Genomic DNA, 24,511 nt, shown 5'->3' on the forward strand with positions numbered 1-24,511 from the left:
CGGACAGCTCAGGCCTGCGCTCTCTCGAGCACGAGCTCGCGAACTCGGGCCGCGTCGGCCTGACCCTTCATCGCCTTCATGACCGCGCCGATCACCGCGCCGGCCGCCTGCACCTTGCCGTCACGGATCTTGGCCAGCACGTCGGGCTGGGCAGCCAGCGCGTCGTCGATGGCCGCGATCAGCGCACCGTCGTCGGAGACCACCTTGAGCCCGCGCTTCTCGACGACCTCGGACGGCGAGCCCTCGCCGGCGATGACCCCTTCGAGCACCTGGCGCGCGAGGCGGTCGGTGAGCTCGCCGGAGTCGATGAGCGTGATGAGCTCGGCGACCTGCTGCGGGGTGACCAGCGAGGAGGCCTCGACCTCGGGGCCGGCGGCGTTGGCAAGACGCGCGATTTCGCCGGTCCACCATTTGCGAGCGGCCTGGGGCGAGGATCCTGCGCTCACCGTCTCGACGATCTCACCGAGCAGACCGGCATTCTTGACGTCCTGGAACTCCAGGTCGGTGAAGCCCCACTCGGCCTTCAGTCGCGTCCGCATCACGGCCGGCGACTCGGGCAGCGCCGCGCGCAGCTCGTCGATCAGCTCGAGCGACGGCTCGACCGGGAGCAGGTCGGGCTCGGGGAAGTAGCGGTAGTCGTCGGCGTCGCTCTTGGGGCGCCCGGCGGAGGTGCGCCCGGTGTCTTCGTGCCAGTGGCGCGTCTCCTGCGTGATCGAGCCGCCGGCGGCGAGGATCGCGGCCTGACGCTGGATCTCGTAGCGGATGGCGCGCTCGACGGCGCGGAACGAGTTGACGTTCTTCGTCTCGGTGCGGGTGCCGAGCTTCTCCTGACCGCGGGGGCGCAGTGAGATGTTGGCGTCGCAGCGCAGGTTGCCGCGCTCCATCTTCGCCTCCGAGATGCCGAGACCTCGGACGATGTCGCGGATGGTCTCGACGTAGGCGGCACCGAGCTCGGGAGCGAGGTGCTCCGCGCCGATGATCGGGTGCGTGACGATCTCGACGAGCGGCACGCCGGCGCGGTTGTAGTCGACGAGGGAGTACTCGGCGCCCTGGATCCGGCCCGTCGACCCGCCGATATGCGTCAGCTTGCCGGCGTCTTCTTCCATGTGCGCACGCTCGACGGGCACCGTGAATAGGGTGCCGTCGGGCATCTCGACCTCGACCGAGCCCTCGAACGCAATCGGCTCGTCGGACTGGCTGATCTGGTAGTTCTTGGCGAGGTCGGGGTAGAAGTAGTTCTTCCGCGCGAAGCGCGACGTCGGGGCGATCGAGCAGCCGAGCGCGAGGCCCAGGCTGATCGCGTACTTCACGGCCTGGCCGTTGACGACGGGCAGCGAGCCCGGAAGACCGAGGTCGACCGGCGTGATGTTCGTGTTGGGCTCTCCGCCGAACTCGTTCGGGGCGTCGGAGAACATCTTGGTCTTGGTCGACAGCTCGACGTGCACCTCGAAGCCCACGACGGGCTCGAACATCTCGAGGGCCTTGTCGTAGTCCATCAGTTCTGGGCGGGCGGCCATCAGACGACTCCCTCGGTTGCGGCGGACTGTTCGGAGGCGCTGAGGCTCGGCGCCTTCGAGATGAGTGTGTGACCCCACGACTGCTCGAAGAGCTGCTCGAGCGCGGCGCCGTAGGTGTAGAGGCGGGCGTCTTCGCGGGCCGGAGCCATGAGCTGGATGCCGGTGGGCAGGCCGTCTTCGTCGGCGAGGCCCATGGGGATCGACATGCCGGGGATTCCGGCGAGGTTCGCCGGGATCGTAGTCAGGTCGTTGAGGTACATCGCCAGCGGGTCGTCGATCTTCTCGCCGATCGGGAACGCCGTGGTCGGCGCCGAGGGCGAGAGGAGGATGTCGACCTCGTCGAACATACGGGCGAAATCGCGCTGCACGAGCGTGCGCACCTTTTGCGCGCTGCCGTAGTAGGCGTCGTAGTAGCCCGCGCTGAGCGCGTAGGTGCCGAGGATGATCCGGCGCTTGACCTCGGGGCCGAAGCCCTGCTCGCGAGTCGCCGACATGACCTGCTCGACCGTGCCGCCGCCCTCGGGGTTGACACGGAGACCGAAGCGGACCGAGTCGAACTTCGCGAGGTTCGACGACGCCTCGGCGGGCAGGATCAGGTAATAGGCGCTGATCGCGTACTCGAAGCTGGGGGCCGAGACCTCGACGATCTCGGCGCCGGCACTCGTCAGCAAGGCGACGGCGTCGGCGAAGCGGGCCTTGACGCCCTGCTGGAAGCCGTCGCCGTTCAGCTCCTTCACGATGCCGATCTTGACGCCCTGCAGCGAGCCGGGAGCGAGGCCGGCGGTGGCCGCATCGGCGAACGACGGCCATTCGTCGCGCAGCGAAGTCGAGTCGCGCTTGTCGTGCCCCTTGATGACGTCGTGAAGCAGCGCTGAGTCGAGCACGGTGCGGCTGACGGGCCCGACCTGATCGAGTGACGATGCGAGCGCGATAGCTCCGTATCGGCTCACCGAGCCGTAGGTGGGCTTCACGCCGACCGTGCCCGTGACGGCGCCGGGCTGACGGATCGATCCGCCGGTGTCGCTGCCGAGGGCGAGCGGCGCCTCGAACGCGGCCACAGCCGCGGCCGAGCCTCCGCCTGAGCCTCCGGGGATCCGGTCGAGGTTCCACGGGTTGTGGGTCGGGCCATAGGCCGAGAACTCGGTGGACGAGCCCATCGCGAACTCGTCCATGTTGGTCTTGCCGAGCGGCACGAGGTCGGCGGCGCGAAGCTTCGCGACGACGGTCGCGTCGTACGGCGGCACCCAGCCCTCGAGGATCTTCGAGCCGGAGGTCGAGGGCATGTCGGAGGTGCACAGCACGTCTTTGATGGCGATCGGTACACCCGCGAGCGGGCCGAGCTTCTCGCCTGCACTGCGCTTCGCGTCGATCGCGGCCGCCGTCTGAAGGGCCGCCTCGCTCACGTGGAGGAACGCGTGCACGTCTTTGTCGACGCTCGCGATCCGGTCAAGGTGGGCTTTCGTGGCCTCGACGCTCGAGACCTCGCCCGAAGCGAGCTTCGAAGCCAGGTCGGCTGCCGACAGGCGAATAAGGTCGTCGCTCACTGCTCTTCTCCCAGGATCGCGCTCACCTTGAAGCGGCTTCCGTCGTGCTCGGGCGCACCCGCGAGTGCCTGCTCCTGCGTCAGCGTCTCGCCGACCACGTCGTCGCGGAACACGTTCGACAGCGGGATCGGGTGGCTGGTCGCGGGAACGTCTTGCCCGGCGACCTCCTGCACCTTCGCGATGCTGTCGACGATGTGCCCCAGCTCTCCGGTGAGTTTTTCGATCTCGTCGGGCGTGAGGGCGATGCGGGCGAGACCTGCCAGGTGCTCGACCTGCTCGCGGGTGATTTCAGACATGGCCCCAAGTCTATTCGGGCCCCGCCGAGGATCCGGCACGGCGCCGCTCTCCCCCGCGTTCGGAGGCGAGTCGGCGTTAGGCGCCCACCGACTCCCGGTTGATGTCCTGGGGCCGTACCAGCCCGAGCGACGGGCTGTTCGTGAGCTCGGGCGCGCCCGGGTCGGGCCGTCGGCCGTCGGCGAGGTCGCCGCGACCGATCCCGATGAGCGCCAGGCTGCGCATCGAGTGGCTGCCGGCCGTGAAGTACTCGTTGTGCGAGACGACGGCCGAGACCCTCTGCTCGGTGTACGGATCGACCATCGCCCCGAGATTGAGCTCCTTCGCCCCGAACGCCATCGATCCGGGATCGGCCCCGAACACCGCACTGCCCGCCACGGGGTCGAGGGCCGCCGCCGCGACGAAGACGTGACCGGCCGTGACGTCGAGCTTCGACGCCGTTGCGACCACGCTTCCGGGTGACCCCATGGCCACGAAGTCGTCGACCCGGATGCGACCGGACGACAGGGCGATGGTCGAGGTCGTCGATCCGTAGGAGTGCGCAATGAGGGTGACCCGCGGCATGTCCGTTCGGCGATCGGCGTCGAGCCCCTGGATGGCGTCTTCGAGTTGCCGTGCGCCCGTCGTGGCGAGACCGATTCCGAGCACGTTCGTCAGGCCCGGCGTCTTGTAGCCCATCCACGCGACCACCGCCGAGGTGGCGACGTGGTGCGAGACCGATGTCGAGAGGGTGTTCGACCAGAACGTCTGCGAGCTCTGCAGATCGGCGGCGGCCCCCGTGAGGCTCACCATCTGCGTCGTCACCGTGTAGAGCATGCCCGGCACGATTACGCTGACGTTGGCCGCCCGGTCGACATCGCCGACCGCCACGGCGGCCCGACCCGGAAATACTGTGTCGAGTGAGAGCAGACTCCGGTCGGCACCCGCTGCGAGTGCCGCCTGCACCTGGTCGAGCATGGCTACTCGTGGGGCCTCCGCCGACCTGCCGACGGCCCCGTGCGACTGCGCAGCCCGGGCACTCAGGCGCTGGAGGGTGCTCTCCAGGGTGAGTCGGTTGGCCGCGTCGCGGATCTTGTAGGGGATGCCCTCGAGGTTGCCGATAATCGACGGCAGTGCGGTGGCGAGGGCGGTGCGGCGCTCGAGCCCCAGAGATTGCCACCATGACCTCGTGGCCGTGGCGGATCCTTGGCGCCCAATGGCCGTCGCGAAGGCGACGTCTTCGCCGGTGTCGGAGTCGAGTGAACGGCCGAACCTCTCGAGCGTGGCGACGGGAGCTGTGCCGAGGCCGTCGAGACACGCGGCAGCGTCGGTGACCTCGCCCCGGCAGGCGGTCAGATCGCCGGCCGCGACGGCGGGCGCGAGCGAGACGGCCGCGCGGATCTCTCGACCGGGTGCGATGCGGCTGTCGACCAGGGAGACGGGCGTCGCCGTGGCCGACACGTGGTGGCTCGGCGCCGACACCTGCTGGGCGGTCGCGTCGCTTACGGGCACGGCTGTAGGCCCGGCCACACCAAGCACGTGGACCGAGGAAATCAGGATGGCTGCGGCAAAGAACAGCACGTCGGGGTTCCTCTACTAGCCCACCCGAATCTTGTACCCCTACAGACGAGATCGATGAGCTAGCACACAGCTTAGGAGCGCGATGCCTCCTGTGACCAGTACTGGGGTGGAATCACTCGGTATCGTCACCCGAACTGGGGATACCCTCATCCCCCTCACTGGGGTCGTCAAGCCCCGTCGGGCCCGTCGTGACAAGGATCGCGAATTCGGCGGCGTCGATGATGCGTACCCCGAGGGTTTCGGCCTTCGTGAGCTTCGAACCGGCGCCCGGCCCGGCCGCGACGAAGTCGGTCTTCTTGCTGACGCTGTTTCCGGCTTTACCCCCGGCCGCCAAGATGGCCTCCTGGGCGCCCTCGCGCGAGAACCCCTCGAGCGATCCCGTGGCCACGACCGTGAGACCCGCGAGGACTCCCCCGGCTGACACGGCAGCCCCGGGACCGGGGTGGCCGGGGGTCGCGAACTGCACGCCCGCGGCGGTCCACCGGTCGATGATCTCGACGTGCCAGTCGACCTCGAACCAGGCGAGGAGGGCGTCGGCGATGATGCCGCCCACTCCGTCGACCGCCGCGAGTTCGTCGCGGGAGGCAGCGCGGATCGCGTCGAGCGACCCGAAGTAGTCGGCGAGCGCGCGCGCGGCGACCGGCCCCACGTGGCGAATGCTAAGACCGACGAGGATCCGCCACAACGGGCTCGTCTTCGCCTTTTCGAGGTTTTCGAGCAGCACCTCCGCCCGCTTCGAAGGCGTCGGTGAGCCGTCTTCTTGCAGTTTTGCCACCCGGAACGGCGACATGACCTTCGGCTTGTCGCCGTCGAGCTTCTCCATGCCGGTCTCGGAGTCGCGCACGATCACGCGAATCGGCAGGATGTCGTCGATCGTCAGCTCGAAGAGGCCCGCCTCGGTGCGGAGCGGGGGCTCTTTCGGTTCGAGTGGCTGGGTCAGCGCAGCGGCCGCCACCTCGCCGAGGCCCTCGATGTCGAGCGAGCCGCGCGAGGCGATGTGCTCGACGCGACCGCGCACCTGCGCCGGGCAGCTCTTGCTGTTGGGGCAGCGGAGGTCGATGTCGCCCTCTTTGGCCGGCGCCAGCTTCGTGCCGCACTCGGGGCAGTTCTCGGGCATGACGAACTCGCGTTCGGTGCCATCGCGGAGCTCGACCACCGGGCCGAGCACCTCGGGGATCACGTCGCCGGCTTTGCGCAGCACGACGGTGTCGCCGATGAGCACGCCCTTCGCCTTGACGACCTGCTGATTGTGCAGCGTCGCCTGCCGCACCTCGGAGCCGGCGACCTCGACCTTCTGCATCACGGCGAACGGCGTCGCCCGACCGGTCCGCCCGACGCTGACAACGATGTCGAGGAGCTTCGTGTTGACCTCTTCGGGCGGATATTTGAAGGCGGTCGCCCAGCGCGGGGCCCGCGACGTCGCGCCGAGCTCTTCGTGCAGGCCGAGGTCGTCGACCTTGATGACGATGCCGTCGATCTGGTGCTCGACCGATGCGCGCTGCTCGCCGTACTTCGTGATGAACTTCTCGACCTCGGCGACGGTGTCGAAGACGCGGAAGTGAGTCGAGATGGGCAGGCCCCACGACCCCAGCAGGCCGTAGATCTCAGACTGGGCCGTCACATCGGTGGAGGCCTCGAGCTCACGGACCGGCCAGGCGCCGATGCCGTGGACGAGCATGCGGAGCCCCTTGAGCCGCTTCACCATGAGCGCCTTCTTCTCGGGGCTCTTGCCCTCCTCCTTCTGCCGGAGGGAGCCCGCTGCAGCGTTCCGCGGGTTGGCGAACAGACGCTCGCCTGCGGCGAGCTGCGCTGCGTTCAGCGCGTCGAACTCGGCCACTGGAAAGAAGATCTCGCCACGGACCTCGACGAGCGGAGGATGCCCCGTGCCCGACAAGCGCTCGGGGATCGTGCCCATCGTCAGCACGTTACCGGTGACGTCTTCGCCGACCACACCGTCGCCCCGGGTCGCCGCCGTGACGAGCACGCCGTTCTCGTAGCGGAGGTTAATCGCGAGACCGTCGATCTTGAGCTCGGAGAGAAACCGCACGCGCTCCGCCCCGGCGTCGCGCTCGACCTTGCCGGCCCACTCGGCGAGCTCGTCGAAGTCGAAGACGTTGTCGAGGCTGAGCATGCGCTCGGCGTGCTCGACGGGGGCGAACTGCGTGGTCTCGGCCCGGCCACCCACGGTCTGGGTCGGGCTGTCGGGCGACTGCAGCTCGGGGTGCTCGCGCTCGATCTCGTCGAGGCGGTGCACCATCTTGTCGTAGTCGGCGTCGGCCACCGTCGAGGCGTTGCCCTCGTAGTACTGGTCGCGCAGCTCGAGGATCCGGGTCGTCAGAGACTGGGCCTCATCGCGGGCCGCCTCGAGGTCTGTCGTCGGGGTGGCCTCGGCCATGCGGTACTCCTAGAAAGAGGGAACGGGAACCGGCACGGCGCTGACCGTGCGGTCGATCGTGCACTGACCGAGCACACGGGTGCCGACGTACACGACGGCCGTCTGGCCGGGAGCCACTCCGTTGAGGGGCTCGTCGGGTGTGACGACAAGTTCAGTTCTACCCTCGACCGCCGACACTCGGGCGACCGCGGGAACGGGATCGGCATGGGCGCGAATCTGCACGTCGCAGGCGAAGGGCTCCGTGGGATCCTCGGGAGCTTTTCCGGCCCAGGAGAACTTCGAGCCCGCGATCTCTCGGATGTCGAGGGCCTCTTTCGGGCCGACCACGACGGCGTTGTCTTTCGGGCGCACCTCGAGCACGAAGCGGGGCTTGCCGTCGTCCGACGGATAGCCGATATTGAGGCCCTTCCGCTGGCCGACGGTGAAGGCGTGCGCACCCTCGTGCTGACCGATCACAGCGCCCGTGCGGTCGAGGATCTCGCCCTGCTCTGCGCCGACCCGGTCGGCCAACCAGCCGCGGGTGTCGCCATCGGGGATGAAGCAGATGTCGTGGCTGTCGGGCTTCTGCGCGACCGTGAAGCCGCGGGCCGCCGCCTCGGCACGAACCTCGGCCTTGGAGGGCGTGGCGCCCAGCGGGAACATCGAGTGGTCGATCTGCTCCTTGGTGAGCACGCCGAGCACGTACGACTGGTCTTTGGCCCAGGCACTCGCCCGGTGAAGCTCTTTGTTGCCGTCGGCGTCGATCTCGATCGAGGCGTAGTGGCCGGTCGCGACGGCGTCGAAGCCGAGGGCCACCGCCTTCTCGAGCAGGGCGGCGAACTTGATCTTCTCGTTGCAGCGCATGCACGGGTTCGGGGTACGGCCGGCGGTGTACTCGGCGACGAAGTCGTCGACCACGTCGAGCTTGAACCGCTCCGAGAAATCCCACACGTAGTAGGGGATGCCGATCATGTTCGCGGCCCGCTGGGCGTCCATCGAATCTTCGATCGTGCAGCAGCCGCGGCTGCCGGTGCGCAGTGTTCCCGGCATCCGGCTCAACGCCAGGTGCACTCCCACCACGTCGTGCCCGGCGTCGACGGCCCGGGCTGCCGCTACGGCGGAGTCGACGCCGCCACTCATCGCTGCCAGAACCTTCATGCGAACCAGTCTACGTCTCGGGGCTCTGCCATCTCGGGGCTCTCCCGTCTCGGGGCTCTGCCATCTCGGGTCTAGAGTCGTCTTCGATGACCAGCGCCGACGGATCCTTCTCGATGCGATCCGTCGCACTCTCCGCCTTCCTCCCCGCCGCCCTCTTCGCGATCGGCGAGGGCGCGATCATCCCGATCATCCCGGTGGCGAGCGACAACCTCGGTGCGACCCTGGCACTCTCGGCGTTCGTCGCCTCGCTGATCCTCGTCGGCGAGCTCTTCGGCGACATCCCGAGCGGCTGGCTCGTCTCTCGCATCGGCGAGCGCACCGCCATGATCGGCGCGGCCCTGGTCAGCGTCATCGGCCTGCTCGTCTGCGTCTTCTCGCCGAACGTCGTCGTGCTCGCAATCGGCGTCTTCTTGATCGGACTCTCGACCGCGGTCTTTGCCCTCGCTCGCCACGCGTTCATGACCTCGTTCGTGCCGCCCGAGATCCGCGCCCGCGCGCTGTCGAGCCTCGGCGGAGTCTTCCGTCTCGGCTACTTCGTCGGCCCCTTCCTTTCGGCCGGGCTCATCCATCTGACCGGCGCCGTGCAGTCCGCCTTCTGGATCCACATCGTCGCGTGCCTGGCAGCAGCCGGCGTTCTCCTGGTGATCAAGGATCCGGCAGCAGCGCTCGCAACGAGGTCGCTGCGCCACCCCGGCGCCGCTCCCACCACCGGCGAGGTCGAGGTCGGCACCGAGTCGAAGGGCCTGTTCCCCACTCTCTGGAAGCACCGCGGCGTGCTCGTGAAGCTCGGCAGCGGTGCGGCGCTGATCGGCGCCATGCGCGCCGGGCGCCAGGTGATCCTGCCCCTCTGGGCGGTCTCGATCGGCATAGGCTCGTCGCAGACGGCGCTCATCATCGGTATCGCCGGGGCGATCGACTTCGCCCTCTTCTATACGAGCGGCCAGATCATGGATCGCTGGGGGCGGATGTGGAGCGCGATGCCCTGCATGGTCGGGCTCGGTCTCTCGTACCTCGTGCTGTCGGTCACGCATGCCCTCCCGAACAACGCGACGTGGTTCATCGGCGTCGCCATGTTCATGTCGGTCGCGAACGGGATCGGGTCGGGAATCCTGATGACCCTCGGCGCCGACCTCGCCGATAAATCCGACCCGGCACCGTTCCTCGGTGCCTGGCGCTTCACGGGCGACTTCGGCAGCGCGGCCGCTCCCCTGCTGATCGCCGGGATCACGGCGCTCGTGTCGATCTCGCTCGCGTCCGGCGTCATGGGCGTGCTCGGGTTCGTCGGGGCCGGGATCCTGCTCCGCTATGTGCCGCGGTATTCGCCGCACCAGCCGCATCTGAAGCGCTGACGAGGCTCCCGGTGCCGCGCTGCCGGGTACACTCGTCTCGCCGCGGGAGTGGTGGAATTGGCAGACACGCAGGATTTAGGTTCCTGTGCTTTCGAGCGTGAGGGTTCAAGTCCCTTCTCCCGCACTGTAAGCAGAGTTCCCGCACGAGCGTTCGGGCGGCCCGGAATACCGGAGAGATCCTCGGGGGTTACCCCCAGAGTCGCTGTCTTCCGTGTCCGATACGCTTGCCCCGATCACGAAGCGGGCGCACCGACCTCCTTCGGTTCGTTCTTCCTGGAGTTCTCCCCATGCTGCCGCTCGCCGCGATCCCCTTCCTCGATCCCGAGGCCCTCATTCACGCGTTCGGGCCGTGGGCAGTGCTCGGCATCTGCGCCATCATCTTCGCCGAGACCGGCCTTCTCATCGGCTTCATCTTTCCCGGCGACACCCTGCTCATCCTCGCGGGCGTCCTCGCGGCGACCACACCGGGCGGCCTCGGCATGCCCATCGTCCTGATCGCTCTCTTCATCGCGGTCGCGGCGTTCCTCGGGGGCGAGCTCGGCTATCTGATCGGGCACAAGTTCGGCCCGCGCATCTTCGAGCGGAAAGACAGCGGCATCTTCTCGTCCGAGAACGTCAAGAAGACGAACGAGTTCTTCACCCGCTTCGGGTCGGGCGCCGTCATTCTCGCGCGGTTCGTGCCGGTGATTCGCACGTTCCTGCCCCTTGCCGCGGGCATCGCCCACATGCACTACCGCCGGTACTCGCTCTTCAACGCGATCGGAGCCATCGCCTGGGGCTTCGGCATCACGATGATCGGCTTCGGCATCGGCCACATCCCCCCGGTGGCGCGGTTCGTCGAGAACTACATCGACCTGATCCTGCTGGGCGCCGTCGCGGCGACCGTCATTCCGATCGTGCTCAAGGTGCTGAGCTCGTCGCGCAAGGCGAAGAAGCTCGAAGAGGCGCACGCGTCCCCCCAGGCCTAGCCGGCCGCGGCCGCTCGGCAAGGCGGCATGAAACGGCCAACCCGACGTGCCGCGGCGCGTCGGGTTGGCCGTTCCACGTCGGATTGGCCTCGAAGTCGGAGTTGGGCCCTACGAGACCAGCGCGGCAACCCGCGGCGCGAGTGCCCGGAACGCCTGCGACCGGTGACTCGTCGCGTCTTTCTCGGCCGTGCTGAGCTCGGCTGCCGAGCGGCTCTCACCGGCGGGGCAGAAGATCGGGTCGTAGCCGAAGCCGCCGGATCCTGACGCCTTGTCGAGAACGTGCCCTGACCAGGTCGCGAGCTCCACGTATTCGTCGGATTCGACCGACTCGGCCGGGCCGTCGGGCCCGACGGAGGCGACCGACGGCGGTATGACGAGCGCCGCGGCGCACACGAACGAGGCGCTGCGATCGGCGCCGCCGAGGGCATCGAGATTGGTCAGCAGCAGGCGGAGGTTGTCGCCGTCGTCGCGAGTGCCGGCGTAGCGGGCGGAGTGGATGCCCGGGGCCCCGTCGAGGGCTTCGACGGCGATACCCGAGTCATCGGCGAGGGCCGGCAACCCGGTGTATTCGGCGGCGGCCCGCGCCTTGATGAGGGCATTGGCCTCGAAGGTGTCGCCGTCTTCGACCGGTTCTGGGCCGTCGTAGGTGAGGAGCTCGACTCCGTCGAGGGCATCGCCCAGGATCCGACGGAGCTCGGCTACTTTGTGGGCATTGTGCGTCGCCAGGACGACTTTCACGGTCGAGGGTGCCACGGTCACACCTCCAGGGTGCGCTTCTGGATCGCGCTGAGGTCGACGGCGCCCGCCAGCGCGAGGTCGAGCAGCGAGTTGAGCTCGTCGCGGTGGAAGGGGGCGCCCTCGGCCGTGCCCTGCACCTCGATGAAGGTGCCCGAACCGGTGACGACGACGTTCATGTCGGTCTCGGCGCGCACGTCTTCGACGTAGGCGAGGTCGAGCATCGGTTCGCCGTCGATGATGCCGACGGAGACGGCCGAGACGCTGTCGGAGAGGGGCGTGGCCTTCTGGGCGATGAACTTGTTGTCTTTGCCCCACTGGATCGCCTGGGCCAGCGCGACGTAGGCGCCGGTGATGGCAGCCGTGCGGGTCCCGCCGTCGGCCTGGAGCACATCGCAGTCGAGCACGATCGTGTTCTCGCCGAGGGCCTTCATGTCGACGACGGCGCGGAGGCTGCGGCCGATGAGGCGGGAGATCTCGTGCGTGCGCCCGCCGATCTTGCCTTTGACGCTCTCGCGGTCGTTGCGGGAGTTCGTGGCGCGCGGCAGCATGGCGTATTCGGCGGTGACCCAGCCCTTGCCCTTGCCTGCGAGCCAGCGCGGCACGCCGTTCGTGAAGGACGCCGTGCAGAGCACGCGGGTGTTGCCGAAGCTGACGAGGGCGCTGCCCTCCGCCTGCGGGCTCCAGCCGAGCTCGATGGTGACCTCGCGGAGCTGGTCTGTCTGTCGGCCGTCGGCGCGTACTGTCATGCGGTGTTCTCCTTGGTTCGGTTCGCCCGGAATCCCGGGGGAAGATCGATCGTTCCGGTCTCGAGGTGGCTCACCGTCGAGACCTCGGGGCCGAGGAAACGCTTGGCGAGCCGGATGAAGCCCGCCTGGTCGGCGCCGGTGGCCTGGAAGTCGTAGAAGGGCGTAGCGCCATCGCGACGGTCGAGGTCGTGGGCGACCAGCGTCGAGTAGACGTCGTTGGCGGTTTCTTCGGCGCTCGAGACGAGGGTCACGTCGGGGCCCATGACGTACTGGATGGCTGCCGACATGAGCGGGTAGTGCGTGCAGCCGAGCACGAGGGTGTCGACGCGGGCGTCGCGGAGCGGGGCGAGGTACTCCTCGGCGACGGCGCGCAGCTCGGCGCTGGAGGTGTCGCCCGCCTCGACGAACTCGACGAAGCGCGGGCAGGCCTGCGTGAAGAGAGCGAGATCGGGGGCGGCCGCGAAAGCGTCTTCGTAGGCCCGCGAGTCGATCGTGCCGGAGGTGCCGATCACGCCGACTCTTCGGGTGCGCGTCTGCTTCATCGCGGCGCGCACGGCCGGCTGGATCACCTCGACGACGGGGATGCCGTGCGGGCCGGTGTAGCGCTCGCGAGCATCGCGGAGGACGGCCGCGGATGCCGTGTTGCAGGCGATGACCAGCAGCTTGACTCCCTGGGCAACGAGGTCGTCCATGACGGCGAGCGCGTACTCGCGCACCTGGGCGATCGGCTTGGGGCCGTAGGGCATGTGCTCCGTGTCGCCGACGTAGCGGATCGACTCCCGCGGCAGCTGGTCGATGATCGCCCGGGAGACGGTCAGGCCGCCGACGCCCGAGTCGAAGACTCCGATGGGTGCGTCCGTCACGATGGTCGAGTCTACCGGTCGGGCCGCTGCCGAATTTGAAGGAGATCCGCGCGCTCGACCCCGCGCGATCGGCATGACTTCGTCGGCGTCCGCGGGTTTTTCCTTCGAATTTGCAAGAGGCCCGCGGCACGATGGCGGGGCCTAGGCTGGCTGCGTGACCAGTGCACTCCTGACCGACCGGTACGAACTCACCATGCTCGACGCGGGCCTCCGCGACGGCACCGCCCTTCGCGAGAGCGTGTTCGAGGTGTTCACCCGGCGCCTCCCGCCGGGCCGCCGTTACGGTGTCGTCGCCGGCACCGGCCGGTTCTTGGAAGAGCTCCGGCGCTTCCGCTTCGGCGAACCGGAGCTCGAGTGGCTCCGCGAGCAGAACGTCGTGGGCGCCCCCACGATCGACTGGCTCGCCGACTACCGGTTCACTGGCAACATCTGGGGCTATCGCGAGGGCGAACTCTTCTTCCCGAACTCGCCTCTGCTCATCATCGAGTCGACATTCGCCGAGGCGGTCCTCCTCGAGACGCTCGCGCTGAGCGTCTTCAACTACGATTCCGCCGTCGCCAGCGCTGCGGCGCGCATGGTCGCGGCGGCAGACGGGCGCCCCCTCGCCGAGATGGGTTCGCGGCGCACCGGAGAGTGGAGCGCCGTTGCGGCGGCACGGGCCGCGTTCATCGCCGGCTTCGGAGCGACGAGCAACCTCGAGGCGGGTCGCACCTGGGGAGTTCCAACGATGGGCACTGCCGCCCACGCCTTCACGCTCCTCTACGACACCGAAGAGGCCGCCTTCACCGCGCAGGTCGACGCCCTCGGCCCGTCGACGACGCTTCTCGTCGATACCTACGACATCGAGGCTGCGGTCGAGACGGCTGTGCGGGTGGCCGGGCCGGAGCTCGGCTCCGTTCGCATCGACTCGGGCGACCTCCCCCAGCTCGTCGCGCAGGTGCGGCGCCAGCTCGACACGCTCGGTGCCACCGGCACGAAGATCACCGTCACCAACGACCTCGATGAGTTCACGATCGCGGCGCTGCGGGCAGCCCCCGTCGACAGCTACGGCGTCGGCACCAGCGTCGTCACTGGCTCGGGCCACCCGGCCGCCTCGATGGTCTTCAAACTGGTGGCGCACCGTGACAACAGCGGCGAGTGGGTGTCGGTCGGCAAGAAATCCGCCGAGAAGGCCACCGTCGGCGGTCGCAAGTTCTCCGTCCGGGCCCGGCGCAAGGGCATCGCATCAGAAGAGATCGTCCGGGTTGGCTCGACCGAAGTCGGCCCCTCCGAACGCACGCTGCTGGTGCCGCTCGTCACGGACGGCACGATCGACGAGCGCTGGACCGGCCCCGAGGGCGTCCTCCGTGCCCGAGCGCACCGCGAAGCCGCCGTGGGCGAGCTGCCGCAGGCGGCGTTCAGCCTGGGCCGCGGCGAGCCAGTCATCCCAACCCGTTACGAGTGAGCGGGGCCGGACGGGCCGAGACCCCGGGTGCGTCAGCAGAGAGTCGAGCCGGCGAGGCCTCTACTCGGACTTCATCTTCTCGTAGATCGCCTTGCACGTCGGGCAGACCGGGAACTTCTCCGGGTCGCGACCCGGAGTCCACTTCTTGCCGCAGAGCGCCTTGACGGCCTTGCCCGAAAGCGCCGACTCCATGATCTTGTTCTTCGGCACGTAGTGCGAGAAACGTTCATGATCGCCCGGCTCGATGGCCTCCTCGTTGAGGAGTTTCTCCAACTCGCGGTCGAGAACGTCCGTTCCGCCGCCGGTAATTTCGCTTCCGCTACCCGTGTCGCTCATGCCAACCATCGTACGCCGCCCGCCGCGTCCTCTGAAGGGCGACCCGAAGGATCCTGCACCCCGGCACCCGGCGCGGGTCAGCTCCGCAGCGCGAACGCCAGCAGCTCGGGGGCTCGGCGTGAGAACACCCACGACCCGATGGCGACTCCCGCCACCAGCACGATGACTCCGGTGCCGAGGCCCGTCCAGAGAGCGGCCGACGCGAGGTCGCTGCGCCCGTCGAGCGTTGCGACGATCGCCATCACGCCGGTCGGCACGCTGAGGAGGACAGCCCCGCCGACGAGCAGCGATTGCGACCAGCCAGCCGCCGAGCTCGTCGACTGGGGTTGCTGGAACGGGTCGTCACCGGGGCGGACTGCCGCGTAGGGCAGCGCTGCCGACAGGATGCTCGACAGGCCGAGACCGCAGAAGAGCAATGAGACGCAGATGCCCAACTCAGGGCCGTAGGCGGTGTAATCGCCCCGCAGAGCCACGGCCACCAGCGAGCCGACGAGCGCCAGAGGGATGCCGATGACGAGGGCGGGGGTCAGCCGTCCGAGGCGATCGGGGAGCCCGCGCGTATTCGCCGAGATGTGCATCCACAGGGCCGTGTTGTCGTAGGCCACGTCGTTGTGGGGCAGGAAGCCGAGCAGCAGGCACATGACCGGCACGGGGATGAGAGCGAGCAGACGCCAGTCGATCCCCGCGATTCCGAGAGGCACGATGAGCACCGGGAGGAACGGGAGGATCACGAGCGACCAGCGGTACCGGGCGTCGCGCACCCAGTACGTCAGGCTGCGCGCGGCGATGGCACCGCCCGGTGTTCCCCGAGTGAAATCGAACCAGCCGAGGCTCACTCGCTCCGCCTCGAGAGTGGGCGCCGGCGGGCGGTGCAGAGCGCGACCCACCAGCATCCGCCAGACCCACCACAGCACGGCGAGCGTGAGCAGGGCAACAACGACGTCGGCGACCACGCGACCGGTGCTGCCGGTGGCGGCGTGGCCGGGAAGGGCAACCGCGGCACCGAAGGGCGTCGCGGCGAGGAGAGACGCGACGGTGCCGGATCCTCGGTATCCGCCCGGAAGCACGACGCGGATGAGGTCGATCACGAGAGGCACCAGCACGAGGGCGACGACCACGCCTCCGACCGCGAGGAGGTCTCGAGCACGGCGCCCGGTGATCATCGTGTTGATCGTCGAGGCGACCAGCGCGAGGAGGAGCGCCGTGAGCCCCGCGAGAACGGCGGACACGATGGCCAGAGCGGCGATGCCCGAGCCTTCGCCGAACGACCGGACGTAGCCGGCGCCGAGGATCAGCAGCGACAGCGTCGGCAACCCGATGGCCCCGGCGAGAGCGAGACCGCCGGCCGCGGCGTCGGTGCCGATCGGGTAGCCGTACAGGCGACGCGGGTCTCCCCACGGTGGGCGTGACGAGGCGAACGGTGCGACGAGGAACGCCACCAGCAGAAGGGCGCCACCTCCGACGACGAGCGCCTGGACCTCGGGCAGAGGGTCGAAACGAAGCCGGCTGGTGAGCGTCGCAACGGCGATCGAGGCCGCGAGCACGATGACAACTCGCACGACCGTGGCGAAGGCCGGACGCAGGCCGAAGCGCACGAGGTTCGCGATCGAGAGCAGCCTCAGTCGGAGAAGCTGTGCAACCATTCCATCCCCTCCGTCGCTGCTCCCCCGCCGGCCAAATCGACGAACCGCTCCTGCAGCGAGCGACCCGCCCGCACGTCGTGGACCGTTCCCTGGGCCAGGACGTGCCCGTCGACGATCACGGCGACGCTGTCGCAGATGCGTTCGACGAGATCCATGCTGTGGCTCGACAGCAGCACGGTGCCGCCGCCGCGCACGTAGCGCTGGAGGATCTCGGTCACGGTCGCGGCCGAAACGGGGTCGACGGACTCGAACGGCTCGTCCAGGATCAGCAGTCGGGGCGAGTGGATGATCGCGGCCGCGAGTGCGACCTTTTTCGTCATGCCGACCGAGTAGTCCATGACGAGGCGTCCGAGGGCGTCCTGCAGGCCGAACGCCTCGGCGAGGTCGGCGGTCCGCTTGCGAGCTGTGGCACCGTCGAGGCCCCGGAGCGTGCCGGCGTAGTAGAGGAATTGCGCCCCCGTGAGCCGATCGAACAGCCGCAGCCGGTCGGGCAGAACGCCGAGCGATCTCTTGGCCTTCGATGACTCCTTGGCGCTCCAGACGTCGTCGCCGAGGATCGTCACGGTTCCTTCGTCGGGGCGGAGCAGCCCGGTCGCTATCGACAGGGTGGTGGTCTTGCCGGCGCCGTTCGGCCCGACGATTCCGTAGAACGAGCCCGCGTGCACGTCGAGGTCGATGTTCTCGACGGCCGTCGTCGTGCCGTAGCGCTTCACCAGGCCCTTGATCGAGAGCACGACGGGCGCGCTCTCGCGAGCGGCATCGGCTGAAGGATCCGACTCGGGCAGCGGGGTCTCGTCGACCTCCGTCTCGGGATCGTCTTCGGCGATCGGGGCAACGGTCGCGTCCGCCTCGGGAGCTTCGTCCGGCTCCGGCTCGACCTGGAGTTCTGCGGGTGCCTCCGGCTCTGGGGACGCGATCACGACAGGCGTCTCGGCCGATGCCGTCGGCGACTGCGACGGCGACGTGCGCCTTCGCGTCGCGGCGGATGCGCGCGGTGCGCGGGCCGGCGTCACACGGACGACCGGCTCGGCCTCGTCGGCGATCGAGTCGGAACCGGCGACGGCTTCGCTCTCGTCGGCTGCAGCCTTGGCCGCCTCGGCCTTCACCTTCGCGGCTGCTTCCTTCGCCGCGGTCGCCTTGGCTGCGGCCGTCTTGGAGGCGGCCGTCGTGCGCGACGCCCCCGCCGGCTTCGAGGCAGTGGTTTTCGCGGCAGCCGTCTTCGCGGCAGCGGCCGTGCGGGCGGTCGCGGGCGCCCGTTTCGGCGTGGGCTTGCGAGCGCCCGGGCTCGCCGGGGTCCGCTTCGCAGCCGGTGTGCGCGTCACCGGAACCGCCTTGTCGGCGGGTGCCCCGCCGGTCTCGATCTGGTCGCCCTGCCCGTGTGCGACCCCGCCGTCTGCGCCTTCCGTGTTGCTCACGGTGTCCCCCAATGCACGAGTGGTCGTCGTCCTTCTTCCCGGACGCTCAACCGTAGCAACCGGTCGAGGATCCCGGTCCCCGCCTCCCCGAGGCGAGTCGCCGACGTCACGAATAGGCGACAAACACCTGACAATCCGTCCCCCTATCACGCTTTGCCGGTACTCTCAGATTGCACATCGCTGTGCCGCAGACGACAAACCCCAGGTGTGACGACGACGAACAGTCGGTAACGCACGGGCTGCTCTCGCCCCGGGCGAAGCGCCCGGCCGGGTTCGAACCAGAGGAGACACGCATGAGCACGCAGATCGTTATTTTGGCAGCAGGTATGGGCACGCGCCTCGGCCGCTCGCTTCCGAAGTGCCTCACCGAGCTGGCCGACGGCCGCACCATCATGCAGCAGCAGATGGAGAACATCCGCAGCGCCTTCGGTGCCGACGTGAAGATCACCGTCGTCGTCGGGTACAAGTACGAGCACATCGTCGAGGCCTTCCCGACCGCGAGCTTCGTCTACAACGAGCAGTATGACCAGACCAACACCTCGAAGAGCCTCCTCCGCGCCCTCAAGGCGACCGGCTCGTCAAGTGTGCTCTGGATGAACGGCGACGTCGTCTTCGACCCCGCAGCCCTCACCCGCGCCGTGCCGTACATCTCGTCCGACCAGTCGTTCGTCTCGGTCAACACCTCGAGCGTCTCCGACGAAGAGGTCAAATACACCACCGACGCCGAGGGCTTCATCGACGAGCTCTCCAAGCAGGTCAAGCACGGTCTCGGTGAGGCCGTCGGCATCAACTTCGTCTCGAAGGCCGACAAGGCCGACCTGATTCGCCAGCTCGGTCGCGTTGACAGCCAAGACTATTTCGAGCGCGGCATCGAGCTGGGCATCGAACAGAATGCCCTACGCTTCGTACCGGTGGACATCTCCGACCTCTACGCCGTCGAGGTCGACTTCGCGGAAGACCTCGAGCGCGCCAACCTGTTCGTCTGACGCGTTCGGCGGGGTGTCCTGACGACATAGGACTCCCGTGACGACTTTCTCTCCCTCTTCGAGCACGATCGCCCCGCCCCGAGCGACCGGTTTCGCGCGCTACCGGCAGGTGCTCTGGCTGCTGACTTCGCGCGACCTCAAGGTCCGTTACTCGACGAGTGCGCTCGGCTACCTCTGGTCGATCCTCGACCCGTTGCTGATGAGCGCGATCTACTTCTTCGTCTTCACCGTCGTCTTCAAGCGTGACGTCGGCGAAGAGCCGTACATCGTGTTCCTGCTCAGCGGGCTCCTCGCCTGGCAGTGGTTCACCGGTGGGGTGTCGGATGCCACGAAGGCGTTCACCTCCGACGCCAAGCTGGTCCGGTCGACGAAGATCCCTCGCACCATCTGGGTCAACCGGATCGTGGCCTCGAAGGGCATCGAATTCCTGTTCAGCCTCCCCGTGCTGGCGATCTTCGCTCTGATCACCCGGGCCCCGTTGCACTGGGAGGTGGTGTTCTTCCCGCTGGCGATCATCCTGCAGGCCATCCTCGTCACTGGCCTGGGCCTCATCATCGCGCCGCTCGTCGTCTTTTTCCGCGACCTCGAGCGCGCCGTGAAGCTCATCCTGCGCTTCCTCTTCTACGCGTCGCCCATCATCTACGGCACGAAGAACCTCCCCGAGTCCTTTCACGTGGTCGCGGCGTTCAACCCCCTCAGCGGCATCTTCGGGCTCTACCGATCGGCGTTCTTCCCCGATCAGCTCCGACCGCTGGAGGTCGTCGTCGCCGCCCTCATGTCGGTGGTGATTCTGTTCGTCGGGATCCTCGTCTTCCGCGCCTCGGAGCGCGCCGTCTTGAAGGAGATCTGATGGGCGAGAACCATCCCGTCATCCGGGTCTCGGGCGCCGGCATCCGGTACCGCCGCAATCGTCGCGCCCGTCGGTCGTTCAAAGACCTCTTCGCCGACAGCAGCCGTCGCACCAGGCCGGGCGAGTTCTGGGCCCTCCGCGACGTCTCGTTCGAGGTGCAGCCCGGTGAGTCGATCGGGGTCGTCGGCCGAAACGGCCAGGGCAAGTCGACCCTGCTGAAACTCGTGGCTGAGGTCGTTCTGCCCGACGAGGGACGCGTGTCGGTCGAGAAGGGCGTCGCGCCGCTCATCGAGATCACCGGCGGCTTCGTGGGCGACCTCAGCGTGCGCGACAACGTCTACCTGACCGCGGGCCTCCACGGCATGCGACGGGCCGAGATCGACGAAGCCTTCGATGAGATCATCGACTTCGCCGAGATCGCCGATTTCGTCGACACGCCCTACAAGCACCTGTCGAGCGGCATGAAGGTGCGAATCGCCTTCTCGGTGATCTCGCGCCTCGAAGAGCCCATCATTCTGGTCGACGAGGTGCTCGCGGTCGGCGACCGAGCGTTCCGGGAGAAGTGCTACCGCCGCATCGAAGAGATGCTCAGCGCGGGTCGCACGCTGTTCTTCGTCTCGCACAACGAGAAAGACCTCCGGCGCTTCTGCACCCGCGGTCTCTATCTCAACAAGGGGGCGCTGGTGTTCGACGGCCCGATCACCGAGGCGCTGGCGAGGTACAACGCCGATCTGGCTCCCAAGACCAAGGCGTAATGTCACGAGGATGCGACGATCCAAAAAAGCAGCTCTCGAGAAGGCCGAACTCGACCGAGCCTCACTCGAGAAGGTCGATCGGGCCGATTCCCGTTCTTCGGCGGTCGACGAGACCTGGGCCGTTCCGATTCAGGGTCAAGAACTGCGCGAGGTCGGTCGTGAGTTAACGCGCGACACCGACAGCCCCAAATGGCAGCGCACTCTGAACCGGGTCTTGACGGTTCAGCACCCGGTCGTCGTCAGTCACGTGCGCCAGCTTCGACGCCGTCACCCGAATCACACCCCGGCGCAGATCCTCCGCACTCTCGAGCGCGAATACCTCGCCGCCGTGACGACGGGTGGGGCCGCGGTGGGAGCGAGCGCCGTCATCCCCGGCATCGGCATTCCGCTCTCCCTCGCTCTCTCCGGGGCCGAGACGGCGTACTTCCTCGAGGCCAGCGCCCTCTATGCCCAGTCGGTGACCGAGGTGCACGGCGTCGCCGTGACCGACCCGGAGCGCGCACGCACCATCGTCATGGCGATGATGCTCGGCGGGCCGGGGGCAGACCTGGTCAAGCAGCTCGCGGGCGAGGCCATCGGCTCGGGCCCCGCGCGATCGGCGTTCTGGGGCGACCTCGTCGCCGAGCGCCTGCCCAAGGCGTCGCTCTCCGGTCTCTCCGGGCTCGTGCGCAAAGAGTTCACCAAACGCTTCCTCCGCTCGCAGTCGACGTCGATCATCGGTCGCGCGATTCCGTTCGGCATCGGTGCCGTGATCGGTGGCGTGGGCAATCACACGCTCGGTCGCCGGGTCGTGACGAGCTCCCGTACCGCCTTCGGGCCGCCGCCCGCGTCGTTTCCGGTCGAATTAGGATCCTGACCGCCGTCTGCAATCACCCAGCACACGGGGTCGTCCGCGCCTCCACAGACCCCCGCCCTTGGGGTTATCCCCAGCAATTGCGCCCTCCACAGGGGTGCCGGGCCATTCGTCGTAGGCCCCTTTTAGGGTCGTCCCATGAGAAGCCACGCCCCTGCCTACCCCGTCCCGTTCTGGATCGACCGCGACGATGCTCCGCACGTCATCCGCCTCGTCAATATGAGTGACGAGAGGGTCACCAACGTCCGAGCGACCCTCCTCGGGTCGGGCCACCTGGTCCCGCTAGAACCACTGACCCTCGAGCCGGGCAGAAGCGCCCGACTCACCCTGATCGGGGTGGAGAGCACCGACTCGATCGTCGTCGTGCGCTGGTTCCGCCCCGATGGCGAGGAGTACCTCTGGCGCATCAGCTTCTGAGGCCGGTGGCGTCGCCGCCGGGTCGCTCCGTCAGTTGGGCTGGCGCCCGGCTCGACGGCGCTGCTCGGCGACATAGTCGGCGGCGCTGAACGCCTCGAGAAGCGCCGGGAGGTGATCTGCGGTGAGTCCGGCGACGAGCTGCGCCGGGTCGATGTCGAGAACTGCCGAGATGCGCACGAGCGTGTGCAGCACGGGGTTGCCGATGCCGCGCTCGATCTTGCCGTAGTTCGAGACGTTCATGCCCGCCAGATGGGCGACCTCGTCTTGACTGAGGGCAAGCCGTAGTCGTTCCGCCTTGATCCGTTCGCCGACGAGGCGTGACGCTTCAGAACTGGGAGCAGGCATACCCTACGAATACGGCACCCACGTCAGCATGTCCAGACTATATAAAGAGGCACTCTTTATGCCTCATTTGTATATGCCTTATTTGTGACTAGTCGCGGAGAGAGTCTTCGCCGTCATCTGGCCCCGCCTCAGAAGCGTCACCCGACGGTGACGCCTCCGGGCGCGGGCTCTGTGCCGCGAACTCGTGCCACCGGCTCTCGAGAAGCGCGACGGCCGACTCGAATCGGCGGGTCGCCACCCCCGGAGTCGTGTCGCCGAAGTGGTGTTCGGCCCAGAAGTCGAGGCGCTCCCGCGCATCGGAGTCGAGAAGCACCCGGTCGACCAATCGAACGATGTCGCTAGCCTGATCGGCCGTCACCCACTCGGCCGACCCGAGATAACCCCCCTCGTCGACTTCGGCCTCGGGTGAGACCGGTCGTGCAATAAGCAACGGTCGCCCTGTGGCCAGCCGGTCGTAGACCATCGCCGAGATGTCGGTGATCGCGACATCGGCCGCAGCGAGCTGCCAGCCGAGGTCGGGTCCGTCGTCGAAGAGGTGACCGGCAGCGGGATCCTTGCGGTTCGCCTCCTCGATCAGACGCTTGATGCCCTCATGAGCCGCGCGATAGTCGGGGTCGCGCACACCGCTGCGCGGATGCGGCCGATAGACGACCCGGTGCCGGCCGGTCGCCAGCAGCGCCGGCACGAGCGCCGAGTGCGACGCGATCGACCCGTATGCGGCGGCGGGACGGTCGCCCTCCCAGGTCGGAGCGTAGAGGACGACGATGCGGCCGTCGGGCGTGTAGGGAAGTGCGCCAGCGAAGTGGTCGGCCTGGGGGCGCCCGATCAGAATGGCGCGACGGTCGAGGTCGTAGTCCCAGAGCTTCGCGCCGAGCCGCTGCAATGCCGCCTTGCCTGCGACGAACGCGTAGTCGTACGTCTTGAACTGGTTGGTCGTCATGTACATCTTGTCGCTCTCGCCATGGTTGACGAAGACGTGCCACATGCGCGCGTATCGCATCATCTGGAAGTTGCGAGAGTTCTGGTTGACGTACAGGGTCATCGCGATCGGCTGCGATTCGACGAAGGCCTCCAGGTCGGCGACCTGGCGCGCATAGGCCACCGGAACCGGCGACTCGTCCAGCAGCGCCAGCATCGTCGCGGGGCTTCGCACGACGATCGCAACCGGGGTGGTCCTGTTGAGATGCGCCAGGGGCGCGTACCACTGCCGAATTTGGTAGAGGTTCACCGGCCCGTCGGCGAAATAGACCGCGACGCGCACGACACCTGGCCGAGGCGCTGTCAGGGTCAGGTCGCGTTTCGCCAGCTGCTTGCGCGTGCGACGGGCGCGCACCGAGCGTTTGACCAGCCCGAGGGCGAGACCGAGATCTCGAACGATCGGCATCAGGCTCCTTCGAAGTGGATGACAGCGGTGGCGGCACCTGAGACGGGCCAGTTGGCCCGACCGAGTCCGCTCTCTCCCAGCATTGCAGAACCCGCCTTAGAGAATCGGAGCGCGCCCGGCGCGGGTCATCCGAATGACCGTCCGCCAGCCCATCGACCGCCGCCCCCCGGGAGCCGAAGACCACCCCTCTCGGAATCCAGCGAGCCAGGGGCGCATGCGGTCGGGTCGACGACCCCACCGCACCAGGGTCACCAGAGTCCAGGATCCGACGTAGACCGGCACGAGAGGCCACGGCAGATTGCGCTTGGCCAACCACACGCGGTTGCGGGCGTTGAGCCGGTAGTACTGGCTGTGCCGCGCCGGGTCGATGGCGGGGTGGTGAGCCACCAGGTCGCCCGCGTACCAGACGCGCAGGCCCTGCGCCCAGACCCGCCAGGCCAGCTCGATGCCCTCGTGGGCGTAGAAGTAGGGCTCTCCCCAGCCGCCGCACGCGTCGAACACGCTCCGACGCAGGAGGGTCGCGCCCTCCCACACCGAGAAGACGTCGCTCGAGTCGGTGGCCGACCCCTTCTTCAGGCGAGGGATCCATCGGCGCGGGTCTCCGAGACCGCGCGGGTCGGTCACGCGCGGCTGAAGCAGACCGATGTCACCCGCCGTCTCGACGAGGGCGATCGCGTCGGCCAGGAAGGTGTCGGAGGCGAGGGCGGCGTCGTCGTCGAGGAAGAACACGTAGTCACCGGAGACCGCCTCGGCGCCCCGGTTGCGCCCGGCCGAGATTCCGACGTTCTCAGGGAGCACGAGCGACCGCACGCCGCTCGGAAGCGCGCCGGGATCAGCCCCGTTGCCCACGCAGACGATGTCGAGCTCGACGTCGATCTGCCGCAGGACCGACTCGAGCCCGGCCCGCAGGTCGTCCGGTCGACGCCCCTGGGTCAGGCTGACGACGCCCACCGTCGGCCGGACAGGCGGCGA

The 24,511-nt window shown here is 68.2% G+C and carries 23 protein-coding genes and 1 tRNA gene; 9 read left to right on the top strand and 15 right to left on the bottom strand.

Annotated features, from left to right (window positions below):
* Positions 1 to 8: 8 nt before the first annotated feature.
* From gatB to mnmA, 6 genes are all read right to left on the bottom strand, one after another.
* Positions 9 to 1,517 (bottom strand): Asp-tRNA(Asn)/Glu-tRNA(Gln) amidotransferase subunit GatB, encoded by a 1,509-nt coding sequence (gene gatB / locus EDF39_RS09920; RefSeq protein ID WP_123942741.1) that lies wholly within the window; start codon positions 1,515 to 1,517, stop codon positions 9 to 11.
* The gene (gene gatA / locus EDF39_RS09925; protein WP_123942743.1) at positions 1,517 to 3,061 is read right to left on the bottom strand and encodes an Asp-tRNA(Asn)/Glu-tRNA(Gln) amidotransferase subunit GatA; all 1,545 of its coding nucleotides are present in this window, start codon (positions 3,059 to 3,061) and stop codon (positions 1,517 to 1,519) included. Before gatA ends, gatB begins: the two co-directional genes overlap by 1 nt.
* Positions 3,058 to 3,357, bottom strand: a complete 300-nt coding sequence (gene gatC, locus EDF39_RS09930; RefSeq protein ID WP_055962927.1) for an Asp-tRNA(Asn)/Glu-tRNA(Gln) amidotransferase subunit GatC — start codon at positions 3,355 to 3,357, stop codon at positions 3,058 to 3,060. The genes gatA and gatC overlap by 4 nt, the downstream gene beginning before the upstream one ends.
* A 76-nt stretch (positions 3,358 to 3,433) precedes the next feature.
* A complete protein-coding gene (locus tag EDF39_RS09935) occupies positions 3,434 to 4,915 on the bottom strand; it encodes an alpha/beta hydrolase (protein WP_123942745.1) in 1,482 nt (493 codons plus the stop codon).
* Positions 4,916 to 5,027: 112 nt separating this feature from the next.
* The gene (gene ligA, locus EDF39_RS09940; protein WP_123942747.1) at positions 5,028 to 7,310 is read right to left on the bottom strand and encodes an NAD-dependent DNA ligase LigA; all 2,283 of its coding nucleotides are present in this window, start codon (positions 7,308 to 7,310) and stop codon (positions 5,028 to 5,030) included.
* Between the two features lie 9 nt (positions 7,311 to 7,319).
* The gene (gene mnmA / locus EDF39_RS09945; protein ID WP_084816215.1) at positions 7,320 to 8,447 is read right to left on the bottom strand and encodes a tRNA 2-thiouridine(34) synthase MnmA; all 1,128 of its coding nucleotides are present in this window, start codon (positions 8,445 to 8,447) and stop codon (positions 7,320 to 7,322) included.
* 86 nt (positions 8,448 to 8,533) lie between these two features.
* On the opposite strand from mnmA, the gene EDF39_RS09950 reads away from it, so the two are divergent.
* The 3 genes from EDF39_RS09950 to EDF39_RS09960 all read left to right on the top strand — a co-directional run bounded on the left by EDF39_RS09950 (position 8,534) and on the right by EDF39_RS09960 (position 10,764).
* Positions 8,534 to 9,796 (top strand): MFS transporter, encoded by a 1,263-nt coding sequence (locus EDF39_RS09950; RefSeq protein ID WP_123942749.1) that lies wholly within the window; start codon positions 8,534 to 8,536, stop codon positions 9,794 to 9,796.
* Between the two features lie 42 nt (positions 9,797 to 9,838).
* Positions 9,839 to 9,920: transfer RNA gene (locus EDF39_RS09955), tRNA-Leu, on the top strand.
* Between the two features lie 163 nt (positions 9,921 to 10,083).
* Complete coding sequence (locus EDF39_RS09960) at positions 10,084 to 10,764, top strand: DedA family protein (RefSeq protein WP_123942751.1); 681 nt, start codon at positions 10,084 to 10,086, stop codon at positions 10,762 to 10,764.
* Positions 10,765 to 10,872: 108 nt separating this feature from the next.
* On the opposite strand, the gene EDF39_RS09965 is transcribed toward EDF39_RS09960, so the two are convergent.
* Genes EDF39_RS09965 through murI form a run of 3 tightly spaced genes read right to left on the bottom strand, consistent with a single transcriptional unit; the run spans position 10,873 to position 13,111 of the window.
* A complete protein-coding gene (locus EDF39_RS09965) occupies positions 10,873 to 11,523 on the bottom strand; it encodes a non-canonical purine NTP pyrophosphatase (protein WP_233573086.1) in 651 nt (216 codons plus the stop codon).
* Positions 11,520 to 12,248, bottom strand: a complete 729-nt coding sequence (rph, locus tag EDF39_RS09970; RefSeq protein WP_123942753.1) for a ribonuclease PH — start codon at positions 12,246 to 12,248, stop codon at positions 11,520 to 11,522. The genes EDF39_RS09965 and rph overlap by 4 nt, the downstream gene beginning before the upstream one ends.
* The gene (murI, locus tag EDF39_RS09975) at positions 12,245 to 13,111 is read right to left on the bottom strand and encodes a glutamate racemase (protein WP_123942755.1); all 867 of its coding nucleotides are present in this window, start codon (positions 13,109 to 13,111) and stop codon (positions 12,245 to 12,247) included. Before murI ends, rph begins: the two co-directional genes overlap by 4 nt.
* A gap of 193 nt (positions 13,112 to 13,304) precedes the next feature.
* Between murI and EDF39_RS09980 the strand changes: the two genes are divergently transcribed.
* Positions 13,305 to 14,555, top strand: coding sequence for a nicotinate phosphoribosyltransferase (locus EDF39_RS09980; protein ID WP_233573114.1), 1,251 nt, complete (start codon positions 13,305 to 13,307; stop codon positions 14,553 to 14,555).
* 60 nt (positions 14,556 to 14,615) lie between these two features.
* On the opposite strand, the gene EDF39_RS09985 is transcribed toward EDF39_RS09980, so the two are convergent.
* The 3 genes from EDF39_RS09985 to EDF39_RS09995 all read right to left on the bottom strand — a co-directional run bounded on the left by EDF39_RS09985 (position 14,616) and on the right by EDF39_RS09995 (position 17,949).
* Positions 14,616 to 14,891: a DUF3039 domain-containing protein gene (locus EDF39_RS09985; RefSeq protein WP_123942759.1), complete on the bottom strand. Its 276-nt coding sequence runs from the start codon at positions 14,889 to 14,891 to the stop codon at positions 14,616 to 14,618.
* A gap of 77 nt (positions 14,892 to 14,968) precedes the next feature.
* Positions 14,969 to 16,534 (bottom strand): hypothetical protein, encoded by a 1,566-nt coding sequence (locus tag EDF39_RS09990; RefSeq protein WP_123942761.1) that lies wholly within the window; start codon positions 16,532 to 16,534, stop codon positions 14,969 to 14,971.
* Positions 16,510 to 17,949, bottom strand: a complete 1,440-nt coding sequence (locus EDF39_RS09995) for an ATP-binding cassette domain-containing protein (RefSeq protein WP_233573085.1) — start codon at positions 17,947 to 17,949, stop codon at positions 16,510 to 16,512. Before EDF39_RS09995 ends, EDF39_RS09990 begins: the two co-directional genes overlap by 25 nt.
* 293 nt (positions 17,950 to 18,242) lie before the next feature.
* Between EDF39_RS09995 and EDF39_RS10000 the strand changes: the two genes are divergently transcribed.
* The 5 genes from EDF39_RS10000 (at position 18,243) to EDF39_RS10020 (ending at position 21,810) form a co-directional block, all read left to right on the top strand.
* Entirely contained in the window at positions 18,243 to 18,935 is a 693-nt protein-coding gene (locus tag EDF39_RS10000) for an NTP transferase domain-containing protein (RefSeq protein WP_055962958.1), read from the top strand.
* Positions 18,936 to 18,972: 37 nt separating this feature from the next.
* Complete coding sequence (locus EDF39_RS10005; protein ID WP_370275179.1) at positions 18,973 to 19,785, top strand: ABC transporter permease; 813 nt, start codon at positions 18,973 to 18,975, stop codon at positions 19,783 to 19,785.
* Positions 19,785 to 20,540: an ABC transporter ATP-binding protein gene (locus EDF39_RS10010; protein ID WP_055962961.1), complete on the top strand. Its 756-nt coding sequence runs from the start codon at positions 19,785 to 19,787 to the stop codon at positions 20,538 to 20,540. The genes EDF39_RS10005 and EDF39_RS10010 overlap by 1 nt, the downstream gene beginning before the upstream one ends.
* Before the next feature lie 10 nt (positions 20,541 to 20,550).
* Entirely contained in the window at positions 20,551 to 21,396 is an 846-nt protein-coding gene (locus EDF39_RS10015) for a hypothetical protein (protein ID WP_123942763.1), read from the top strand.
* Positions 21,397 to 21,531: 135 nt separating this feature from the next.
* Complete coding sequence (locus EDF39_RS10020) at positions 21,532 to 21,810, top strand: hypothetical protein (RefSeq protein ID WP_123942765.1); 279 nt, start codon at positions 21,532 to 21,534, stop codon at positions 21,808 to 21,810.
* A gap of 30 nt (positions 21,811 to 21,840) precedes the next feature.
* On the opposite strand, the gene EDF39_RS10025 is transcribed toward EDF39_RS10020, so the two are convergent.
* The 3 genes from EDF39_RS10025 to EDF39_RS10035 all read right to left on the bottom strand — a co-directional run bounded on the left by EDF39_RS10025 (position 21,841) and on the right by EDF39_RS10035 (position 24,490).
* Complete coding sequence (locus EDF39_RS10025) at positions 21,841 to 22,155, bottom strand: helix-turn-helix domain-containing protein (RefSeq protein ID WP_123942767.1); 315 nt, start codon at positions 22,153 to 22,155, stop codon at positions 21,841 to 21,843.
* An 88-nt stretch (positions 22,156 to 22,243) separates the two neighbouring features.
* Positions 22,244 to 23,539 carry a CDP-glycerol glycerophosphotransferase family protein gene (locus tag EDF39_RS10030; RefSeq protein ID WP_123942770.1) on the bottom strand — a complete coding sequence of 432 codons (1,296 nt, stop codon included), beginning with the start codon at positions 23,537 to 23,539 and terminating at the stop codon, positions 22,244 to 22,246.
* Between the two features lie 96 nt (positions 23,540 to 23,635).
* Positions 23,636 to 24,490: a glycosyltransferase family 2 protein gene (locus tag EDF39_RS10035; protein WP_233573084.1), complete on the bottom strand. Its 855-nt coding sequence runs from the start codon at positions 24,488 to 24,490 to the stop codon at positions 23,636 to 23,638.
* Between the last annotated feature and the right edge of the window lie 21 nt (positions 24,491 to 24,511).

The organism is Frondihabitans sp. PhB161 (genome assembly GCF_003814635.1).
Classification (GTDB): Bacteria; Actinomycetota; Actinomycetes; order Actinomycetales; family Microbacteriaceae; genus Frondihabitans.